The 18,979-nt window shown below is 64.1% G+C and carries 15 protein-coding genes; 9 read left to right on the top strand and 6 right to left on the bottom strand.

Translation table 11 applies throughout. The features are described 5' to 3' along the window. Both CXZ10_RS15035 and CXZ10_RS15030 read right to left on the bottom strand, forming a co-directional pair. Entirely contained in the window at window positions 1-672 is a 672-nt protein-coding gene (locus CXZ10_RS15035) for a B3/B4 domain-containing protein (protein ID WP_210199943.1), read from the bottom strand. After that, window positions 669-1,550, bottom strand: a complete 882-nt coding sequence (locus tag CXZ10_RS15030) for a DMT family transporter (RefSeq protein ID WP_101290170.1) — start codon at window positions 1,548-1,550, stop codon at window positions 669-671. Before CXZ10_RS15030 ends, CXZ10_RS15035 begins: the two co-directional genes overlap by 4 nt. Window positions 1,551-1,763: 213 nt before the next feature. Here CXZ10_RS15030 and CXZ10_RS15025 point away from each other — a divergent pair, with 213 nt between their 5' ends. After that, window positions 1,764-2,576, top strand: a complete 813-nt coding sequence (locus tag CXZ10_RS15025) for an AraC family transcriptional regulator (RefSeq protein WP_101290169.1) — start codon at window positions 1,764-1,766, stop codon at window positions 2,574-2,576. 488 nt (window positions 2,577-3,064) lie between these two features. Here CXZ10_RS15025 and CXZ10_RS15020 read toward each other — a convergent pair whose 3' ends face one another. Further along, window positions 3,065-3,754 (bottom strand): O-methyltransferase, encoded by a 690-nt coding sequence (locus tag CXZ10_RS15020; RefSeq protein WP_101290252.1) that lies wholly within the window; start codon window positions 3,752-3,754, stop codon window positions 3,065-3,067. Between the two features lie 150 nt (window positions 3,755-3,904). Here CXZ10_RS15020 and CXZ10_RS15015 point away from each other — a divergent pair, with 150 nt between their 5' ends. The 3 genes from CXZ10_RS15015 to CXZ10_RS15005 all read left to right on the top strand — a co-directional run bounded on the left by CXZ10_RS15015 (window position 3,905) and on the right by CXZ10_RS15005 (window position 9,684). After that, window positions 3,905-4,714, top strand: coding sequence for an AraC family transcriptional regulator (locus tag CXZ10_RS15015; RefSeq protein WP_101290251.1), 810 nt, complete (start codon window positions 3,905-3,907; stop codon window positions 4,712-4,714). Window positions 4,715-4,782: 68 nt separating this feature from the next. Then, window positions 4,783-5,451 carry a spermidine synthase gene (locus CXZ10_RS15010; RefSeq protein ID WP_101290168.1) on the top strand — a complete coding sequence of 223 codons (669 nt, stop codon included), beginning with the start codon at window positions 4,783-4,785 and terminating at the stop codon, window positions 5,449-5,451. Window positions 5,452-5,829: 378 nt separating this feature from the next. After that, the gene (locus CXZ10_RS15005; protein ID WP_101290167.1) at window positions 5,830-9,684 is read left to right on the top strand and encodes an SIR2 family protein; all 3,855 of its coding nucleotides are present in this window, start codon (window positions 5,830-5,832) and stop codon (window positions 9,682-9,684) included. Between the two features lie 174 nt (window positions 9,685-9,858). Here CXZ10_RS15005 and CXZ10_RS15000 read toward each other — a convergent pair whose 3' ends face one another. Both CXZ10_RS15000 and CXZ10_RS14995 read right to left on the bottom strand, forming a co-directional pair. Further along, window positions 9,859-10,131, bottom strand: a complete 273-nt coding sequence (locus CXZ10_RS15000) for a helix-turn-helix domain-containing protein (RefSeq protein WP_101290166.1) — start codon at window positions 10,129-10,131, stop codon at window positions 9,859-9,861. A 455-nt stretch (window positions 10,132-10,586) separates the two neighbouring features. Continuing rightward, window positions 10,587-11,225 carry a TetR/AcrR family transcriptional regulator gene (locus CXZ10_RS14995; protein WP_101290165.1) on the bottom strand — a complete coding sequence of 213 codons (639 nt, stop codon included), beginning with the start codon at window positions 11,223-11,225 and terminating at the stop codon, window positions 10,587-10,589. Window positions 11,226-11,380: 155 nt separating this feature from the next. Between CXZ10_RS14995 and CXZ10_RS14990 the strand changes: the two genes are divergently transcribed. From CXZ10_RS14990 to CXZ10_RS14975, 4 genes are all read left to right on the top strand, one after another. Then, complete coding sequence (locus CXZ10_RS14990; RefSeq protein WP_101290164.1) at window positions 11,381-11,578, top strand: hypothetical protein; 198 nt, start codon at window positions 11,381-11,383, stop codon at window positions 11,576-11,578. Further along, complete coding sequence (locus CXZ10_RS14985; RefSeq protein ID WP_101290163.1) at window positions 11,572-14,769, top strand: efflux RND transporter permease subunit; 3,198 nt, start codon at window positions 11,572-11,574, stop codon at window positions 14,767-14,769. The genes CXZ10_RS14990 and CXZ10_RS14985 overlap by 7 nt, the downstream gene beginning before the upstream one ends. A gap of 142 nt (window positions 14,770-14,911) precedes the next feature. Beyond that, a complete protein-coding gene (locus CXZ10_RS14980; RefSeq protein WP_244617218.1) occupies window positions 14,912-16,105 on the top strand; it encodes an efflux RND transporter periplasmic adaptor subunit in 1,194 nt (397 codons plus the stop codon). 440 nt (window positions 16,106-16,545) lie between these two features. Next, a complete protein-coding gene (locus CXZ10_RS14975; RefSeq protein ID WP_101290162.1) occupies window positions 16,546-17,142 on the top strand; it encodes a hypothetical protein in 597 nt (198 codons plus the stop codon). Window positions 17,143-17,271: 129 nt separating this feature from the next. Here CXZ10_RS14975 and CXZ10_RS14970 read toward each other — a convergent pair whose 3' ends face one another. Further along, window positions 17,272-17,724 (bottom strand): thioesterase domain-containing protein, encoded by a 453-nt coding sequence (locus CXZ10_RS14970; RefSeq protein ID WP_101290161.1) that lies wholly within the window; start codon window positions 17,722-17,724, stop codon window positions 17,272-17,274. A 370-nt stretch (window positions 17,725-18,094) separates the two neighbouring features. Between CXZ10_RS14970 and CXZ10_RS14965 the strand changes: the two genes are divergently transcribed. After that, on the top strand, window positions 18,095-18,904 hold the full coding sequence (locus CXZ10_RS14965; RefSeq protein WP_101290160.1) for a phytanoyl-CoA dioxygenase family protein: 810 nt from the start codon (window positions 18,095-18,097) through the stop codon (window positions 18,902-18,904). The last annotated feature ends 75 nt before the right edge of the window (window positions 18,905-18,979 follow it).

The following is an 18,979-nucleotide window of genomic DNA, read 5'->3' as shown; positions in this document are numbered from 1 at the left end:
TCAGGTCGCCTCCATCTCCATCACCCGGGCGCCGGCGGCGGAGAAGCCGTCGGCGAGGAGGGCCATCATGCGCTCGATGTCGCCGGACGCGCCCTCGTGCAGCGCCTCGGCCACCAGGAGAACGCGCGCCGTTTCGGGCGAGACGGCCGACCAGCGGCTCTGGCGGTGCGTCCAGCGGCGGGCGTGGGCACGGTTGCCCTCGTCGCGGAAGATCACTTCGCCGCGCTCCGGGCTCTCCTCCTCGCCGGAGAAGGCGAGGAAGCGCTCGTCGCCGATCGCTTCGCAAACGGTGAGGGCGCCGTCGACCCGGTCGAGGTCGAAGGCGGCGAGCGGGATGGCCATCGCGGCGGAGACGGCGTTGCAATAGTCGACCACCGGGTGGACGGCGGGCAGGCTGCCGTCGGTGCGGAGGCGCCGCAGCAGCGCCTCGGCGGCCGAGCGATATTGCGTCGGCTTGAAGCCCATGGCCGCGAAGGTGGCGCGCCAGGCGCGGATCGAGGGGAGATCGCTTTCCGTGCCGCCATCGAGCGCCGCCTTGGCGGTGGCGGCGAGCGGCGCGGTGTCGAGCCGGGCAAGGGTGAGCCGGTCCATGCCCGAGAGCACCAGCGTGCCGACGCGCAGCATGGGGAAGCGCTTGAGAATGGCGGGGTGGTGGCTGATGAGGGGTGTCATGCGGGCAGTCTCCGGCTGGTACGCTTCAGGCTGAGAACGAGGATGGCGAGGCCGACGGCGGAAAGGCCGAGATATTGCTGCGGCTCCAAGGGCTCGCCGAGGGCGAGGGCGGCGAGCACCACGGCGGTGACGGGCGCGACGGCGGTGAAGGTGGCCGCCTCGCTGCCGCTGACCCGCGCCGCCCCGGCATACCAGAGCAGGAAGCCGCCGACGGTGGGCACCAGCGCATACCAGGCGACGGCGGCGACGGCCTGTGTGGACGCCTCTGGCGGCCAGCCTTCCAGCGCCACGAAGGGCAGCGACAGGGCGAGGCCGAGGCCGGTCATGGCGGTGGCCTGCAAGAGTGGCGGCAGCGGCACGGCCATGCGCTTGTTGAGCAGGATGAAGGCGCTTTCGCAGACCACGGCGCCGAGAACCAGCAGGATGCCGATCATCGACTTCGGGCCGGCACCGTCGAGCGACACGGCGAGCACGCCCATGGTGGCGAGTGTGACGGAGGCGAACACGCGGATATCGGGTCGCTCGCCCAGCACCAGCACGGCAAACATGGCGGAGACCGCCGGCATGGTGCCGATGACGACGCCGGCATCCGACGCCGGGATATGAGCGAGGCCGGAGATCAAGAGCGTGGTGTAGCCGACGCTGCCGGCCCCGGCCTGGAGGGCCAAGAGCGCCCATTCGCGCGGCCGGAGGCGGGGCAGGGGACCGCCGTATCTGGCGGCCAGCGCCAGCAGGACCGGCAGCGCCATGGCAAAGCGCAGGGCGGTGGCGGTAAACGGCGGCAACCCGCCGGCGATCAGCTTGGAGGCGACGACGGTGGACCCCACCGTCGCCATGGCGAGCGACAGAAGGATGTATCCTTGGATGCGTGCGGACATGGCGGCTCCTCTTTCCGTGAGCATCGCCGCTTGCAGCCGGCGCGGTCTTGAACGAAATTGCGGGGAGGGAGATACCAAGATGCATTGAAAATGCGGCTTGGTATTCCGCTTGCCGATTTCTCATGCCCCTGATGCAAATGAGAAATCGGCAATGATCTCAATGAGCGGATGCGCCAGCATCTTCGCACATTGCGATGAATCGAGGCTGACGACATGACGGCAGCGGAGACGGATCGGTTCGACGCGGTTGCCACGGCCCGGCCGGGGGTGCTGGCGGTGCGCGCCGCCTCGGCCCGGCAGTTCGGCCGCCATACGCATGACCAGTTCGGCGTCGGCCTGGTGCTGGACGGCGCGCAGGATTCGGCGAGCGGCCGGGGCGAGGTGCGGGCCGAGCGCGGCGAGATCATCACCGTCAATCCCAACGAGGTGCACGACGGCCGGCCGATCGGCGGGGCGCCGCGCGTCTGGAGCATGCTCTATTTCGACCCGGAGGCGCTGGCGGCGAGCTTTGCCAGGCTGGGTGCGCCGGCCGGCAGCGAGATCGCCCACCCCGTGCTCTCCGACGCCCGCGCCGCCGCCGCCTTCCGCGCGCTGAGCCACGCCCTGCACGACCGCTCGGCGCCCGACGATCTCGCCATCGAGACGCATCTCCTCGCCCTCATCGCGCCGCTTCTGGGACGTCCGCCGGCCCGCCGCCTCATCCAGGCCGACGCGGTGCAGAGGGCGCGCCAGCGCATCGACGACGACCCGGCCGCCGCCACCTCGCTCGACGAGCTGGCCGCGCTCTCGGGCATCAGCCCCTTCGCGCTGATCCGCGCCTTCCGGGCGGCCACGGGGCTGCCGCCGCACGCCTATCGGCTGCAACGCCGCCTGCAACTGGCGCGCGGCATGATCGCCGGGGGCGGCCGCCTCGCCGACGTCGCCGCCGCCGCCGGCTTCGCCGACCAGGCCCACCTCACCCGGCATTTCGTGCGCGCCTACGGCCTGTCGCCGGGGCGCCTCGCCGGGGTGTCGCGCGAGGGGTAGGGAGGTGGGGTGAGCGGCTGCCGAAGCCCTATATGTCCGTCGGCGCCTCCTTCTGCCCGAGGTCCTCGCTTTCGCAAGGATGACAGGAGATTTATATATAGGAAACAAAGCGGTAGTCGCCTCGCACACCTTGCCGTGGCTCGCCATTTCGCGCGTAGGCGCAGGGTGAGAGATTTATGGGCGCGCGAGCGCTATCCGATTGTTCGGTCTATATAAATCTGTCATCCTTGCGAAAGCGAGGACCTCGGGACGGTGGGGCGCGGCGCCGATATCACGCTCCGAATCCCCGCGGCGCCCTATGGAGTTCCCCCGCCCCATTCTGCCTGAGATCCTCTGCCTTCGCAGAGGAGGACAACCTTATGGAAGCGGGAGACAGATCGGCAGCGACGATCCGCTAATCTACTGTTTTATATCAATTTCCTGTCATCCTCTGCGCAGGCAGAGGACCTCAGGAAGGTAGGGCGAGCCGCCGATATCGCGCCGCCCCTTCACCCAACCCACACCGAATAGACATTGCCGTGGCCCGGATCGATCGGCAGCGGCAGGGTGAGGTAGCCGTTTCGGGGATCGCCGACATAGGTGAGATAGTCGGAGGCGAAGGCGTTTTCGGCCAGCACCGGGGCGCCGGGGGCAAGGTGCGGCTCGATGAGCTTCAGCACCGGCAGGTAGAGCGACAGCGCGCCGTCGAGCAGCAACAGGTCCACCGGGCCGCCCACGTCCTTCAGCGTCTCCAGCGCGTCGCCCTCGCGGATCTCCACGAGGTCGCCCAGCTCGGCGGCGCCCAGGTGGAACTGCGCGCGCACCACCTTGGACGTCTCGATCTCGCTGCCGATCAGCTTGCCGCCGCCGTTGTCGCGCAGCGCCGACGCGAGGTAGATGGTGGAGATGCCCATGGACGAGCCGAATTCCACGATGCGCCGCGCCTTGCAGGCCCGCGCCGTCATGTAGAGGAAGCGGCCATAGGCGGGCGACACCGACAGGAAATTGCCGGAAAGGCCGTGGCAGACGCCGCGATAGTCGGCCTCTTCCTCGGCCATCATGTCGGCGATGGCCTCGCCGCTCGGCACCGCCGAAAGGCCGCCGGTCACCGCGTCGATCAGCGCGCGGTCCGAGCTTTCGGCGTCGCGGTGCAGCCGGTTGAGCGCGCCGCGGACGGGAAAGGCGATCAGCTTGTTCATGGCCATTCTCTCGCAGGGGTCCGGGACCATCCGGCCCGGTCGGTTGCCTGCGGGAAGACATAGGAAGCCGCGCCGCTGGCGTCATTACGAAGCCTTGTCACATTGTTATTCGATCTTGCCAAAGTGGCGCCGGCAGGTCATCTTTGCCGCATGCCGATCCTCGACGTGAACTCCCTGCCGCAAGACTGGATGGACCCCGACCTGGTGCCCCGGCCGGTGGTGACCTACGGCTTCGTTGCCGACCACTCGGCCGAGTTCGAGATGTCCACCCACAGCCACATCAAGGCGCAGCTCATCCTGGTGCGGCGGGGGGCGCTGAGCTGCGAGGTGGAGGGCGACCTCTGGATCGTGCCGCCGCGCAGCGCCATCTGGGTGCCGGCCGGCGCGCTGCATTCCGTCAAGATGAGCGGCGTGCTGGAGGGCTACAACGCCTTCATACAGCCCTACGCCGCCGAGGGCCTACCGCCCGCCTGCCGCACCGTGTCGGTCAGCCCGCTGCTCGACGAGCTGATGGCGCGCGCCGCCCGGCTGCCCAGCCTCTACGAGGAGGGCGGCGCCAACTCGCGCCTGATGGCTGTGCTCATCGACGAGATCGTGGCCGCCAAGGTGGAGGACCTCAACCTGCCGCTCCCGGCCGACCCCTGCCTGCGCCGGCTGGCCGAGGCGATGCTGGCCGCGCCCGCCGACCGCTCGACGCTGGACGTCTGGGCCAAACGGGCCGGCCTCAGCGAGCGGACGCTGGCCCGCCGCATCGGCGAGGAGACAGGCATGAGCTTCGGCCGCTGGCGGCAGCGCCTCGCCGTGATGCTGGCCGTCAAGTGGCTGGCCGGCGGCGCCTCCATCCAGAAGGTGGCGGCCGACCTCGGCTACGAGAGCGTGCCGAGCTTCGTCACCATGTTCCGCAAGACGCTGGGCACCTCGCCGGGGCGGTATATGGCGGAGCGGTATGGGGGAGGATAAGCCCGCCTGTGCGGCCGGGCCGGGCTCGTGTAGGGTGCCGCCGTTTTATCAATGAGTGGGTATCCGCGATGCTTCCCTGGGTTCGGCTTGGCGCCGTGAAAACTGACGATGGCGTGGAGCTCAAGCTGATGCAGCGCGGCAGCGAGTTCTCCATCATGCTGGGCGCCAACGAGCTGATGAACAGCCGCCTCTCCGGCTCGGAAGAGGCGCTGGCCAACCTCGCCGCGGCGGAGCTGGCCGGCCGGCCCGGCATCCGCATGCTGATCGGCGGCCTCGGCATGGGCTTCACGCTGCGCGCGGCGCTCAACGCGCTGGACGCAACCGCCCGCATCACCGTGGCCGAGCTGATGCCGGCGGTGATCGACTGGGCGCGCGGGCCGATGGCCGAGGTGTTCGGTACCTCGCTCGACGATCCGCGCGTCGCCCTCTACCGGGGCGACGTGGGCGAGCTGATCCGCGCCGGCGCCCAGCGCTGGGACGCCATCCTGCTCGACGTGGACAACGGCCCGGAGGGGCTGACGCGCGAGAGCAACGACGCGCTCTATTCCGCCGAGGGCCTCGGCGCTGCCTTCCGGGCGCTCACCCCCGGCGGCGTCTTCTCCGTCTGGTCCTCCACCCCCAACCCCGCCTTCACCCGCCGCCTGAGAAAGGCCGGCTTCACGGTGGCCGAGGTGCCGACGCGGGCCGGCAGGAAGCGCGGGGCGAGGCACATGATCTGGGTGGGGGTGAGGGGATGAAACGCGTCATTGGCGCCATTGATAGGGTCATCGACGTCATGTCTGCGCTGACCGGACTGCGACCTGAAGGTGCTCTTTGGACGGCAGCCGAGCGAGTGCTTGTTGGCGTTTTGATACTTGGCCTGCTGGCTCTGGCAGTGTTTGTGGCCGCTGAGGTCTTGATCCGGTAGTTCCTCCTCAGCTGGCAGCTCAAGGAGATATCGGCCCAGGGGGGCAAGCGCGGCGCTGCCGAAGGGGCCTTTTACTCCAGGATTGTCACGCTCCGGCTTAACAGATCGCCGCGGACCGGCGTGACAGGCCGAGAACTCCACTCCTTTGCAGGGACAACTAGAAATTACTGACTACTAAGGCGCAGACTTTGGTAGTTAAAGTAAACGCATGAAGTGGAGGCTCGCTTTGCGATTCTTAGCCGACGGACCATCAATACCTGACGATCTGCTTCTCGCCAGAGATCAGGGCCGCGTAATATTCTTCTGTGGAGCCGGGGTCTCAAGAGCGCGAGCAAATCTTCCAGATTTCTTTGGTTTGGCTCGCAGGGTAGTTTCCAAACTTGGAGTTGACAAAGACAGCCCAGCCTACAAGCTCATCCAAGAAGCTCAAGAAATAGACCGACGCGTTGGTATTTCCGGCGTTATCTCGGCCGACCGCGTTTTCGGCCTCTTGGAAAGGGACTTTGCATCGCAAGACATTGACGAAGCCGTAGCTTCAGCGTTGATGCCGCCTACCGATTGTGATCTGACGGCGCACAGGATTTTGCTCGACTTGGCAACCACCCCAGAAGGCGTTGTGCAACTGGTCACCACCAACTTCGACAGGTTGTTTGATAATTGCGAGCCGGGAATCCAGACGTGGCAGCCACCGCGATTACCAGACCCTCAGCGTCCCAATGAGCTTAATGGAATAGTATACTTGCACGGTCGATCCACACCGACCTATACCGGTGCTGAGGGCGATGGTTTTGTTCTCTCAAGTTCCGAATTTGGTCGAGCATATCTGTCGGACGGATGGGCAACAGAATTTATTCAAGAAATACTTCGAACCTATGTAGTTGTATTTGTAGGATACGCCGCTGACGACCCTCCAGTTCAATATCTCCTTGAAGCTCTACGAAGAACCTCTGGGAAGCTCGAAACTGCATATGCTTTTCAGTCCGGCGGCCACGACGACGCCTCTGCACAATGGCGGCACAAAGGTGTCGAAGCTATCCCTTATAGCCCGGATAACGAGCACGCTGCTTTGTGGACATCCCTCGAGGCTTGGGCCGAGCGGGCGCGTGATCCTGACGCTTGGGCTGCTAAGGTCATAGAGGCAGCCAAGAAAGGCCCGACAGTAATTCAGCCACATCAGCGAGGCCAAGTTGCGCATGTTATTTCGACATATGAAGGCGTGAAGAAGTTTTGTATCGGAGAGATTGTTCCATCAGCTGAATGGTTATGTGTATTCGACAAACATCGCCGATTTGGAAAGCCAGGCAGGTCAGGATCGTTCGGCCACAAAGGTCCCTATGTCGATCCGTTCGATTTATACGGTCTCGACTCGGATATCCCGCCGACGAAACTAGACCCAGAAAACTATTACGCCAAGCGCGAGGTGCCATTAGCTGCGTGGGATGCATTTGAACTTAATCGCCTTGATCGATCAACGATTAGCGATGAAAATCTTGCGGCATTTCGTGGACATGGGGCTAACCATTTCCCGCGTCTCGCTCCCCGAATCGAACAGCTCGGAGCATGGCTCACCAAGGTCTGCGATCAGCCTGCCGCTGTTTGGTGGGCTGCTCATCAGCAGTCACTTCATCGGAGTATTCAAGGGTACATCTCGTGGGAACTGGAAAGGAGCGGCCGAAAAGTACATCAGGACATTCGCAACGCTTGGCGATTGCTTTTTGAAGCTTGGGACAACACCAAAGATTTCCACAAAGGTTGGTATGAGTTGCAAGCGGCCATAGAGGCAGACGGTTGGAGCAGCGCTGTCGTGCGACGGTATGCTGAGTTGGTACGGCCACGCCTTTCTGCGGAGCCGGCTTTCGGCAGTGGCCCGACGCCGCCCGTGTCAGGGACCGACGAAGGCGACGCCGGTCGCCTGCTACGGATGGACGTTAGGTATCCTGAAGAGCACGAAGCAATATTGATTCCGGACGAGTGGTGTGCGGCTGTCGTTAAACTTCTGCGACAGAATCTCGAGCTGGCTCTTTCACTTGAGCGCGAGATCGGTGGCTATGGGCTTACTAATATAAGTCCGATAGTTAAGGACAACGTCGGAGGCGACGAATATCACCGAACACACGGGCTTTCCGCTGTAGTTGTCCGGTTTACGGAACTTTTCTCCCAACTTGCCAAAGCCAATAGATTAGCCGCAAAGCACGAATTCGCGTCGTGGCCCACCGACGATGAAACCATCTTTGCGCGACTGCGAATATGGGCATCAGCGGACCGAGGCATTGTTACTGAGGATGATTTTACACAAGTCATAAAGTCCCTGAGCGATGCCGCATTCTGGAATAGCTATCATCAGCGAGACCTTTTGCTAGTCATTGCTGGACGGTGGAAGAAACTGAGCCAAACGTCGCGCGAATTAGTCGAACAAAAGCTATTGAGAGGCCCAAAGCGATGGCCACGGGAGAAGCTTGCGGATTTTAAGATTAGGCGAGCTGAGTCAATTCTTGACCGCACTCATTGGCTTCAAATGTCTCGATGCAGGCTTCCTCCCAAGACGCGTTTGAAAGCGAAACTTCTCCGCACTGACGCCCCTGACTGGAGGGAGGATTATGGAGCGAAGGCCGCCGACTCGCCGGAGAGTCGGGGAGGATGGGTTAGGACCAACACTGACCATGAGAAACTGGCGGGTATACCCCTTTCACAGTTATTACTGCTCGCCAAAGAGCACACCGGTCGATCAGAGGACTTTCTTGTCGAGAACGATCCTTTTGCCGGTCTCGTCGCCCAGCGTCCTGCGCGTGCTTTTGCTGCACTAGCCTACTCAGCTAAACGAGGGGATTTTCCAGAGTGGGCATGGCGACGGTTTTTCAATTCGCAGGCACGGAAAAATGACAAGGAACGTCTCGTCCAGTTGATCGCCGAGCGACTGGTTCGCTGTCCTCATACGCACCTTGTAGCAATCATCCACTCTACGACCAGTTGGCTTCAGGAAGCCAGTACCAAACTGACTAAGGAGTGCCTCCCAACTTTCGATCGTATTTTCGAGAAGCTGGTAAGTGTCCTTCACGAATCTCCAGACGCAGGACGCTCGGGTGTCGTAGGGAGCAGCGATGAGCCAGACTGGACTATGGAGGCGATTAACTCACCTACTGGCATGATCGCCCGAGCACTTTTTAATGATCCTCGCAGGAGCAACTTGAGCCAGAGCCAAGGATTTCCTTCCGAATGGCTTGCTCATATTGAGGCCCTTCTGTCTCTTCCGAATGACTTGCGCAAGCATGCATTGGTGATCTTTTTTCACCACCTTAATTGGTTTTTTGCTGTAGATCCGCGATGGACAGAACAACAACTGTTGCCGGCGCTTCATAGCAGTAACACCGACGAACGCGACTCAGCATGGTCGGGCTTTTTGTGGGGAGCGACAACTCCCCATAGAGAACTTTATATGAGACTCAAGACGGACTTGCTGGAGTTTGCGGCAAATCCTCTATCCTCGCGCCGCTCATATCGCGAAATTATCGCAGGTATAATTTTAGCGGGCTGGGGAACTATTGACAATACCACCGGCGAGCGCTGCATTTCTAGCGGCGAGATGCGCAGCCTGCTCCTTAGGACTGACGATGAATTTCGATCACACGTTCTATGGCAGGTCCAACGTTGGTCTACCGAGAAGAGCAAGAAATCTCATAAGCAATGGAAGGGGCGGTTGCCGGAGTTACTTCAAATTTGGCCGCGCCAATTATCAGCTAGATCTCCAAATATGTCCGCTCGCCTTTGCGAGTTAGCCTTCTCCAGCGGCGATCAGTTTCCTGCTATAGCCTCGTTAATTTTGCCGCTTCTGACCAAAATCGAGCGAGACCATTTAATGCTACCCGAGCTCCGCCGGTCTGGGGGCAGCATCCTAGATCGGCATCCTGAACAGGCGTTGGCAGTTCTTCATAAGATTCTGCCGGACGATGCGTCGGCGTGGCCTTACGGGATGGAAGAAATATTACAGCGAATTGGGGAAGCTGACGACGCGTTAAAGAGCGATCATAGACTAATTTCGCTGAGGCGAAGGTGGGACGCGAGGTAATGCCTCATCGGTCAAACCCTCCGCCTCGACGCCCTCTTGCCTCGCGGCAAAGCTGCACCAACTTCCCGCGCCGTTCGCACTTGGGGCTTCCCCAATTGGCGGGCGGGGTAGTCGGCTTGGGAAGTTGGAAGCCACTGTCAGGAGGTCGCAGCCGCCCGGTTCCAATCGCCCGCCTCACGCCACCACCTTCGCCACCATGTCCGGATGCAGGCCGATCACCCTGACATACGCGATGGCGAAATCTGGCGCAGTTGCACGCGCCTGTTCCCAGTCGCGCAGGGTGCCGACGGGGACGCGGAAGCGGTTGGCGAACTCGGCTTGGGAGAGGCCGAGGCCGGTGCGCGTCTTGCGGATCAGGCGGGCGCGCTGGGCTCGGTTCAGGGCCTCGATTGGCGCGTCGAAGTCCTCGGCGTCGGCCGGATCGGCAGGCAGCGCGATGGGTTTCACCTTTGTTGCTTCTCGTGGCCGTCGCTTGGAGGGGGGTGCGGGAAGAGGGTATACGGGATTTCCGTAGATGTCGGAATGCCGTACCTGCGCCGGAGGGTGATATCCGCGTTGCGCCCTTGCCGGCCTGAGATCCTCTGCCTTCGCAGAGGAGGACAGCTTGATGGGGGCGGCGCGCTGGCGCGCCGGAGATTGATATCGGCGTTGCGCCTCTTTCGGCCTGAGGTCCTCGCCTGCGCGAGGATGACGGACTGATACTTGCGAACAGACGGCCTGACGCTTGCGAGGAGACAGCGTGATAGGGATGGGAGGCCGGGCGCTGAGTGCAGGGCTCTACGCTAAACCTATGTTTTATATCAATTTCCTGTCATCCTCGCGCAGGCGAGGACCTCAGGCAGGATGGGGTGGTCGGCTAATATAGGGCGACATTGGGGTGGTGAGTGCGGGAGGCTTCCGCCCTACACCCCCTCCGCCACCTTCTTCCCCTTCGTCTCCACCTTCCCGGCCGCGCTGAACGACGCGATCACCGCCTCGGCCAGCATCACGAACCTTGCCGACGGGCCGTCCGGCCCCACGCTTCGCCGGTTCACCCTGGCGCCTTCGAGCAATAGGCCCAGCGTGTCGGCCAGCTTTTCCGCTTCCTTGATGCCGGCCTTGCGGCAGAGGGCGATGAGGCGTTGGCGTTGGTCGTGTTTGAAGGCTTCCACCACGAGGCGGGCGGGGTGGTCGGGTTCGGGGAGTTCGAAGGCGGCGGTGACGAGGTCGCAGCCGCCGGCTTCCATGCTGGCGTAGGTGGCGACGGCGCGCACCCATTCGTGAAGCTGCGCCAGGGGATCGCCGGGGAAGTTGTCTTCAAGGTCGCGCCAGAAGGGATCGGCGCCGCGCGCCGTCTCGCGCAGGCATTCGGCGATCAGCTCGTCCTTGGAGCCGAAGTGGCGGTAGAGCGTCATCTTGTTGGTGCCCGCCGCCTCGGCGATGGCGTCCACACCGACGCCGCGAATGCCGTGCTTGCGGAACAGGAGCTGCGCCGTGTCGATGATCCGCTCACGGGGACGTGCGCTCTTCACGCACTCGCTCACCAATTCGTCATTGTCCATAGTGCCAAGGCGCCTTGACGCCCATGTTACCGATCTGTAACGTCAGGAATGTTACTGACAGGTAACACCCCCTTTCCAGTGCGTCAAGGCTGGCCCCCTCCGGGAACGGCAACGGTGAAGTGCGCCTTTCGTATGAGAGGCCGAGGAGACTTGTCATGAAGAGAGAACTCACTTTGGACGAGCTCCTTGCCGATCCCCTGGTGCTCACCGTGATGCGCGCCGACCGGGTGCATCCCGAGAAGGTTGGGCGCCAACTGCGGCGGATCGGCGACCGTCTGAACAACACCGCCGATGGCAAGGCGGTTCCCTGCTGGATGGCAGCAAAATCGCTAGGCGAGGCCTGCACATGGTAAGCTTCTTCACCGGACGTCCGATCTTCGCGTCGGCCATCGCCATCATCATGGTGCTGGCCGGCGCCATCTGCTACGTGCTGCTGCCGGTCGCCCAGTTCCCGGACATTTCGCCGCCGCAGGTGGTGGTCTCCGCCCATTATCCCGGCGCCAGCGCCCAGGTGGTGGCCGACACGGTGACCACGCCGCTGGAACAGCAGATCAACGGCGTCGAGGGCATGACCTACATGTCGTCCTCGAGCTCCAACGACGGCTCGTCGACCATCACCGTCACCTTCGACGTCGGCTATGACATCAACACCGCCGCCGTCGACGTGCAGAACCGCGTGTCGCAGGCGTCGTCGTCGCTGCCGGCCATCGTCAACCAGACGGGCGTGTCGGTGAGGAAGCAGAACCCCAACTTCGTCCTCATCGTCAACCTGATCTCGCCCGACCATTCGGTGGACGCGGTGGCGCTCAGCAACTACGCCGCCCTGCAGATCCTCGACCCCTTGAAGCGCGTGCCGGGCGTCGGCGACGTGCAGGTGTTCGGCGAGCGGCGCTATTCCATGCGCGTCTGGCTCGACCCCGACAAGCTCGCCAACCTCGGCCTCACCGCCGTCGACGTGCAGCAGGCGATCGCCGAGCAGAACGTGCAGGTGGCGGCCGGCAAGATCGGCCAGGCGCCGGCGCCGGAGGGCACCGCCTTCGAGATGCAGGTCAACGCCGTCGGCCGCCTGTCGAGCGCCGAGGAGTTCGGCGAGATCGTGCTCCGGGCCGACGGGCCGAGCGGCGCCGTGGTGCGGCTCAAGGATGTCGCCCGCGTCGAGCTGGGCGCGCTGCAATATTCCTCCTCCGCCTTCTTCGGCAAGGACCCGACGGTGGTGCTGGGCGTGTTCCAGATGCCCGGCTCCAACGCGCTCGACCTGCAGGAGGGCGTGAAGGCCAAGATGGAGGAGCTTTCCAAGCGCTTCCCGGCCGGCATCTCCTACGCCATGCATTACGACACCACGCGCTTCGTGCAGGCGTCGATGGACGACGTGCTGAAGACGCTGGGCGAGGCGCTGGTGCTGGTCATCGCCGTGGTCTTCATCTTCCTGCAAAGCTGGCGCACCACCGTCATCCCGGCCATCGCCATTCCCGTGTCGCTGATCGGCACGCTGGTGGTGATGTATCTCCTGGGTTTCTCGCTCAACATGCTCAGTCTGCTCGGCATGGTGCTCGCCATCGGCCTCGTGGTCGACGACGCCATCGTGGTGGTGGAGAATGTGGAGCGGCAGATCGAGGCCGGCCTCAAGCCGCTCGCCGCCACGCGCAAGGCGATGAGCGAGGTGACCGGGCCGATCATCGCCACCACGGCGGTGCTGATGGCGGTGTTCATCCCCGTCGCCTTCATCCCCGGCGTCACCGGCCAGCTCTACAACCAGTTCGCGCTCACCGTGGCGATCTCGGTCGGCATCTCCGCCTTCAACTCGCTGACGCTGAGCCCGGCCCTGTCGGCCGCCTTCCTGCGCCACCAGGGGGCGACGCGGTTCGCGCCCTTCCGCTGGTTCAATTCGGCCTTCGGCGCCATGTCGCACGCCTATGCGTCGAGCGTCGGCCTCCTCGTCAAGCTGCGCTATCTGGTGCTGGCCCTCTTCGTCGTCACCATCGGCGCCACCTACTGGCTCTGGAACCGCACGCCCTCCACCTTCCTGCCGGTGGAAGACCAGGGCTATTTCTTCGTGGTGGTGCAGCTGCCCGACGGCGCCTCGCTGGAACGCACCAACCGGGTGTCCGAGCAGGTGCGCGACATTCTGGAGGCGACGCCGGGCGTCGAGATCGTCGGCGCCATCTCCGGCCTCAACTTCCTGACCTCGGCGGCCCAGTCCAACTCGGCCGTGGAGTTCGCCATCCTGAAGCCGTGGGAAGAGCGCGGGCCGGAGCAGCACGCCTCGCGCATCGTGGAAGAGGTCCGTCCCAAGCTGATGGCCATCCCCGACGCCTTCGCGCTCAGCTTCGATCCGCCGTCCATCCCCGGCCTCGGCGCCACCGGCGGCTTCGAGTTCCAGGTGAAGGACCTGACCGGCCAGGGCAGCCAGGCGCTGAACGACGCCACGCAAGGCTTGCTCAACGCCGCCCGCCAGCAGCCCGAGCTCAACGCCCACCAGCTGTTCTCGAGCTTCGGCACCTCGACGCCGCAGTTCGTCTACGACCTCGACCGCAACAAGGCGAAGCTCCTGGGCCTCAGCCTGCCGGATATCTTCAACACCTTGCAGATCTATCTCGGCTCGCTCTACGTCAACGACTTCAACCTGTTCGGCCGCACCTTCCGCGTGACGCTTCAGGCCGACCAGGACGCCCGTTCCTCGGCCACCGACCTGTCGCGCCTCTATGTGAGGAACGCCAGCGGCGGCATGGTGCCGCTCTCCACCCTCGGCGAACTCAAGCCCACCGTGGGGCCGGAGACGGTGCCGCACTACAACTCCAACGCCTCGGCGCTGATCAACGGCGGCCCGGCCCCCGGCTTCTCGTCGGGCCAGGCGATCGCCGCCATGGAGCGGGTGGCCAACGAGACGCTGCCGCGCGACTTCGGCTACGAGTGGACGGGCATCACCTTCCAGGAGCTGAAGGCGGGATCGGCGGCGACGGCGGTGTTCATCCTCGCCATCGTCTTCGTGTTCCTGATCCTCGCCGCGCAATACGAGAGCTGGACCATGCCCTTCGTGGTGCTGCTCACCGTGCCCTTGGCGCTGTTCGGCGCGCTGGGCGCCATCCAGTGGCGCGGCATGCAGATCGACGTCTATTCGCAGATCGGCTTCGTCATGCTGATCGGCCTTGCCGCCAAGAACGCCATCCTGATCGTCGAGTTCGCCCGGCGGCGGCGCGACGACGGCATCGGCATCGTCGAGGCGGCCAGCGAGGCGGCCCGGCTGCGTCTGCGCCCGATCCTGATGACGGCCTTCGCCTTCATCCTCGGCGCGGTGCCGCTGATGCTCGCCACCGGGGCCGGCGCCGCCAGCCGGCAGTCGCTCGGCACCACCGTGGTGGGCGGCATGCTGGCGGCCACCGTGCTGACGCTGGTCTTCACCCCCGTGTTCTACGTGGTGATCGAGCGCCTGCGCGAACGGTGGAACCCCGCCGCCGCCCAGCATGAAGCGCCCGCTCATCATGGCCCGCATTTGCAGGCTGCCAACGAGGTCGACGACATCGACCTTGCCAAGGCGGCCGAGTGATGCCGGGGAGGCATTGAAAATGCCTCCCGGGTATTCCGCTTGCCGATTTCTCATGCCCCTGACGCAGATGAGAAATCGGCGAAGATTTCAATGAGCGGATGCGTCAGCATCCTCGCGAATTGGTCCGAATGGAGTTTTCATCATGTCTTTCCTGACGAGACGACCTTTCACCTCCCTCTTCGTCCTCGCCGTGGTGGCCGGCGGCGCCAGCCTCTACCACCCGGCGGTGCGGGGCTATGCGTTGCAGCACCTGCCGATCGAGAAGCTTCTCGCTCCGGCGGCGGCCACCGCCGCGCCGCAGGCGCAGGCGCCACAGGCCATGCCGGTGCCGGTGGAGAAGGCCGAGAAGCGCACGCTGCCCGTCTATCTCGACTATCCCGCCCGCACCGAGGCCATCCAGTCGGTCTCCTTGCAGGCCAAGGTCACCGGCTATCTGAAAGAGAGCGTGGTGGCCGACGGCGCCGACGTGCAGGCGGGCGACGTGCTCTACCGGATCGACGACCGCGACGCCCAGACGGCGCTCGATCAGGCCAAGGCGCAGCTCGCCCGCGACACGGCGCAGGTGGAGTATCTCCGCTCCAACCTCGACCGCGGGCAGGAGCTGTCGCAGAAGGGCTTCCTCGCGAAAGACAGCTTCGACCAGCGAACCAGCTCGCTGCGCCAGGCCGAGGCGGGCATCGCCATCGCCAAGGCGGCGGTGGCGGCGGCCGAACTCGACATCGAGCGCTCGACCATCCGCGCGCCGTTTGCCGGCCGCGTCGGCCGCAGCGCCGCGTCGGTGGGCACGCTCGTCACCTCCGGGCAAACGGTGCTCAACACGCTGGTGCAGCTCGACCCGATCTACGTCACCTTCAACCCCTCCGAAAAGGAGCTCGCCGCCATCAAGGGCGCGCTCGGCAAGGGCGAGGTGACGGCCGAGATCAGCCTGCCGGGCGTGGCGGGCGGCAAGAGCTACGCCGGCAAGCTCACCTTCATCGACAACCGGCTCGACCAGTCCACCGGCACGGTGGCCGCCCGCGCCACCATCGCCAACGCCGCCTTCGATCTGTTGCCCGGCCAATACGTCCACCTGCGCCTCAGCGTCGGCAGCGAGCCCGACGTGCTGATGGCCCCGCAGGTGGCCCTCGGCTCCAGCCAGCTCGGCAAGTTCGTCTACGTCATCGGCAAGGACAGCACGGTGGAGCAGCGCATGGTCGAAGTCGGCCGCACCGACGGCGACCAAATCGCGGTGCTATCGGGCATCACCGAGAACGACCTGATCATCTCGGGGAATCTACAGAAGATCTGGCCGGGGGTTCCCGTGCAGCCGCTGCCGGAGAAGGTGGCGATGAGGTGAGGGGGGTAATCCCTCGTTTCGATCGCCGACGACCGCAACTCCGCCGCCGCCTCGAGAGAGGTTGGCGGCGGTGGTGTTTGGAGGGACCTTTTGCCCTCAGTGCTGTTGCGAGGGCACCCGATATTGCCCTCCGCGCCTCTTCCTGCCTGAGGTCCTCGCTTTCGCAAGGATGACAGATCTATATATTGCTACAGGCGGATAGCGTGCTGCTCACTGGGCAGTGCGGCGCTCTCCACTCGGGCTCGCCGTCCCATCAAGCTGTCTCCCGCTTCCATCACGCTGTCATCCTCGCGAAGGCGAGGACCTCAGGCCGGAAGAGGCGATTGGCCGATATAGGTCTCCCGTTGCTCGGCACCCGTTCTGGTAGCGCACCACCCGGCAGGCGTGCTACGCATTGCAGGGGATTGAATAACGCCGCCAGCAGGAGTGGATGCGCGACGATGACGACTGTGACAGGTCCTGCAACGAAGCTTCCCGCCTATTGCAAGTGGCTTGGCCTCTACTACCTGCTCGTCGGCGTCCTGATGGTTTTGCCCACCTTTCTGAATGTCGTTCACATCCAGTGGCTCCCGTCGCCGGCTTTCGCGTCCCAGATAAGAGTGATCGCACTGCTGGTTGGGCTGGCAACCAGCCTCTCATGTCTGTTGATGTTCAAGCACATCGAACGGATCAGAAAGGTTGGCAAGGACAGTCAGGGCTTTGCAGCCGCTCTGCTTCTTTGTCTTTTTCTCGCGGTCTGCGGCTATTATTCTACAATTACCACCGTCCCGATGGTGGCAGCCGTGTTGTCCGGCGAAGTCATTGAAATGACTTTCACCGTCGAGAAAATATGGCCTTTCCCTGTAAAGTACTGCGGAAGAGCAATTGAACTCAGCTACTTGTCACCACACTACGGCACCTTGTGCGGCGTTGCTCCCGAGTTCATGGAGCAGCTACACCCCGGCTCGGAAATCGTTGTGAGTGGGCGCGGAACTTCATGGGGCCTCTTTGCCAATAATGCCCGCTTGGCCGATGGCAATCAAACGGGGATGCCGTGAACCGCTTGTTCAAAACGTGCGACAACCAGCTCGGCTGTTCATGGAACTGATGCTGGCGCTCGGCTTCTCCACATTCGGACGCTCCTCCTGTCGAAGCGTTCATCCTGACGCGCCCTGAGTCTGTCCCCCCTACCTTCCCTCCCTCAAAAACGCCACGAACCGCCCTCGAAACTTCCCCACCGCCTCATCCCCACACCTCAACTCCGCCTCGATCTCGATCCGCGCCTTCTTGCGGCTCTCCAGTGTCCGGATGAATCCCGGCCAATCCGCCTCGGCGCTCACCGCCCCCGTCGCCACGAACTCCCCCTGAATCGGCCGCTGATACTCCATCGTGTTCGTGTGGATGACGATCTCGGAGGGGAGGCCGGCGTCGATGAGGCGGGTGTGAAGGGTGGACCAGGCCGCGAGGATGCACAGGGTCGAGGCGCTGCCGCCGAACACCGTGCCCTTGGGATTGATGTTGGGGGAGAGCGGGGCGGCGAGGGTGACGGACGTTTCGGTGACGGAGCGCACCGACATGCCCATGGCCTGGGACAGCGGGATCTGCTGGTGCAGATAGGTTTCAAGGTCTTCTCGGTTCATCGCGGCTGGCGCTCCGGGCCATCGAGCCCGGTCGGGCGAGGCGGTGGGCAAGCTAGCGCAACGCCACCTAGGTGCCAAATGCGGCGGCCGGCGCCAACGCCATCGGGCTGCTCGCGCCGAGGCCGGCGTGATCCATCGCGCCGGGCCATCTTTTTCTCACGGCAGATGTGTGCTACGCATATGACGTCTTGCGGCGCTCCCGCGTCGTGATGCGCCCTTGAACCTGCCCTCTGCGACACGTGGTTCCCATGATGTTCATGTCCACATTCTTCCCGCTGATCTGACCGACCGACAGTCGTGCCGGCGCGCTTGCGCCATTCGGATCAAGACGGCCCCACTGACACGGTGGCCGAAGGAAAGAGTGTGTTCAATGTCTGGAACAAATCATGTCGGCCTGACCCCCGGTCAGGTCCAGAGCTTCATTGACGACGGTTTCGTCAGGATCGACAACGCCTTCAGCGCAGAGCTTGCCAAAGCGTGCAGGGACGAGCTGTGGGCGGATATCGGCCTGTCGCCGGACGCGCCCGAGACGTGGGACCGGCCCGTCGTTCGCGTGGCGTCGAAATCCTCGGCGCCCTTCGTGGAAGCCGCCAACACGCCCCGGCTTTTGAAGGCCTACGACCAGCTTGTCGGCGAGGGGCGCTGGCTGGCGCCCATGGGATTGGGCACCTTCCCGATCCGCTTTCCCTCGCCGGACGCCCCCGGCGATGACGGCTGGCACGTGGACATGAGCTTCGGCGACAGCCCGGATTTCATGGAGTGGCGCGCCAACGTGAAGAGCAGCGGCCGCGCCTTGCTGATGCTGTTCCTGTTCTCCGATGTCGGCCCTCAGGACGCGCCGACCCGGATACGCAGGGGATCGCACGCGACCATCGCGCGCGAGCTGCTGCCCCATGGCGAAAAGGGCGCGTCGCTGCGGCAGCTGTCCGCCGGCGGCTATGCCTCCACGGAAGGTTGCGAGGTCGAGCTGGCAACGGGCGCGGCGGGCACCGTCTACCTGTGCCATCCGTTCATCGTCCACGCGGCGCAGCCTCATCGTGGCAAGGAGCCGCGCTTCATGGCCCAGCCGCCGCTGCTGCCGAGGGGCGAGTTCGATCCGGCGCTGCCGCCCTCGCCGGTGCAGATCGCCATACGCCGGGCCTGCGGGCTGACCTTCCCTGAGGTGAAAGCTCAGGGATAGGGCAGGGCGCTCGCCTCGCGCCGAGGCGCTGGCACCTGCAAGCACCATCCGCCGCCGGTTCGAGAGGGCCGGCGG

This window comes from Pleomorphomonas diazotrophica (assembly GCF_002844595.1).
Taxonomy (GTDB): domain Bacteria; phylum Pseudomonadota; class Alphaproteobacteria; order Rhizobiales; family Pleomorphomonadaceae; genus Pleomorphomonas; species Pleomorphomonas diazotrophica.
Note: the sequence above shows the minus strand (reverse complement) of the source record. Positions and strands in the feature narration are given on the sequence as shown.

Bases quoted from the DNA above. Each gene is read 5' to 3' on its own strand.
- CXZ10_RS15005 (WP_101290167.1), top strand. From the start codon at position 5,830: ATGAAGTGGAGGCTCGCTTTGCGATTCTTAGCCGACGGACCATCAATA.
- CXZ10_RS15015 (WP_101290251.1), top strand. From the start codon at position 3,905: ATGCCGATCCTCGACGTGAACTCCCTGCCGCAAGACTGGATGGACCCC.
- CXZ10_RS15030 (WP_101290170.1), bottom strand. From the start codon at position 1,550: ATGTCCGCACGCATCCAAGGATACATCCTTCTGTCGCTCGCCATGGCG.
- CXZ10_RS14995 (WP_101290165.1), bottom strand. From the start codon at position 11,225: ATGGACAATGACGAATTGGTGAGCGAGTGCGTGAAGAGCGCACGTCCC.
- CXZ10_RS14965 (WP_101290160.1), top strand. From the start codon at position 18,095: ATGTCTGGAACAAATCATGTCGGCCTGACCCCCGGTCAGGTCCAGAGC.
- CXZ10_RS14985 (WP_101290163.1), top strand. From the start codon at position 11,572: ATGGTAAGCTTCTTCACCGGACGTCCGATCTTCGCGTCGGCCATCGCC.
- CXZ10_RS15020 (WP_101290252.1), bottom strand. From the start codon at position 3,754: ATGAACAAGCTGATCGCCTTTCCCGTCCGCGGCGCGCTCAACCGGCTG.
- CXZ10_RS15025 (WP_101290169.1), top strand. From the start codon at position 1,764: ATGACGGCAGCGGAGACGGATCGGTTCGACGCGGTTGCCACGGCCCGG.
- CXZ10_RS14975 (WP_101290162.1), top strand. From the start codon at position 16,546: ATGACGACTGTGACAGGTCCTGCAACGAAGCTTCCCGCCTATTGCAAG.
- CXZ10_RS14970 (WP_101290161.1), bottom strand. From the start codon at position 17,724: ATGAACCGAGAAGACCTTGAAACCTATCTGCACCAGCAGATCCCGCTG.
- CXZ10_RS15035 (WP_210199943.1), bottom strand. From the start codon at position 672: ATGACACCCCTCATCAGCCACCACCCCGCCATTCTCAAGCGCTTCCCC.
- CXZ10_RS15010 (WP_101290168.1), top strand. From the start codon at position 4,783: ATGCTTCCCTGGGTTCGGCTTGGCGCCGTGAAAACTGACGATGGCGTG.
- CXZ10_RS14980 (WP_244617218.1), top strand. From the start codon at position 14,912: ATGTCTTTCCTGACGAGACGACCTTTCACCTCCCTCTTCGTCCTCGCC.
- CXZ10_RS14990 (WP_101290164.1), top strand. From the start codon at position 11,381: ATGAAGAGAGAACTCACTTTGGACGAGCTCCTTGCCGATCCCCTGGTG.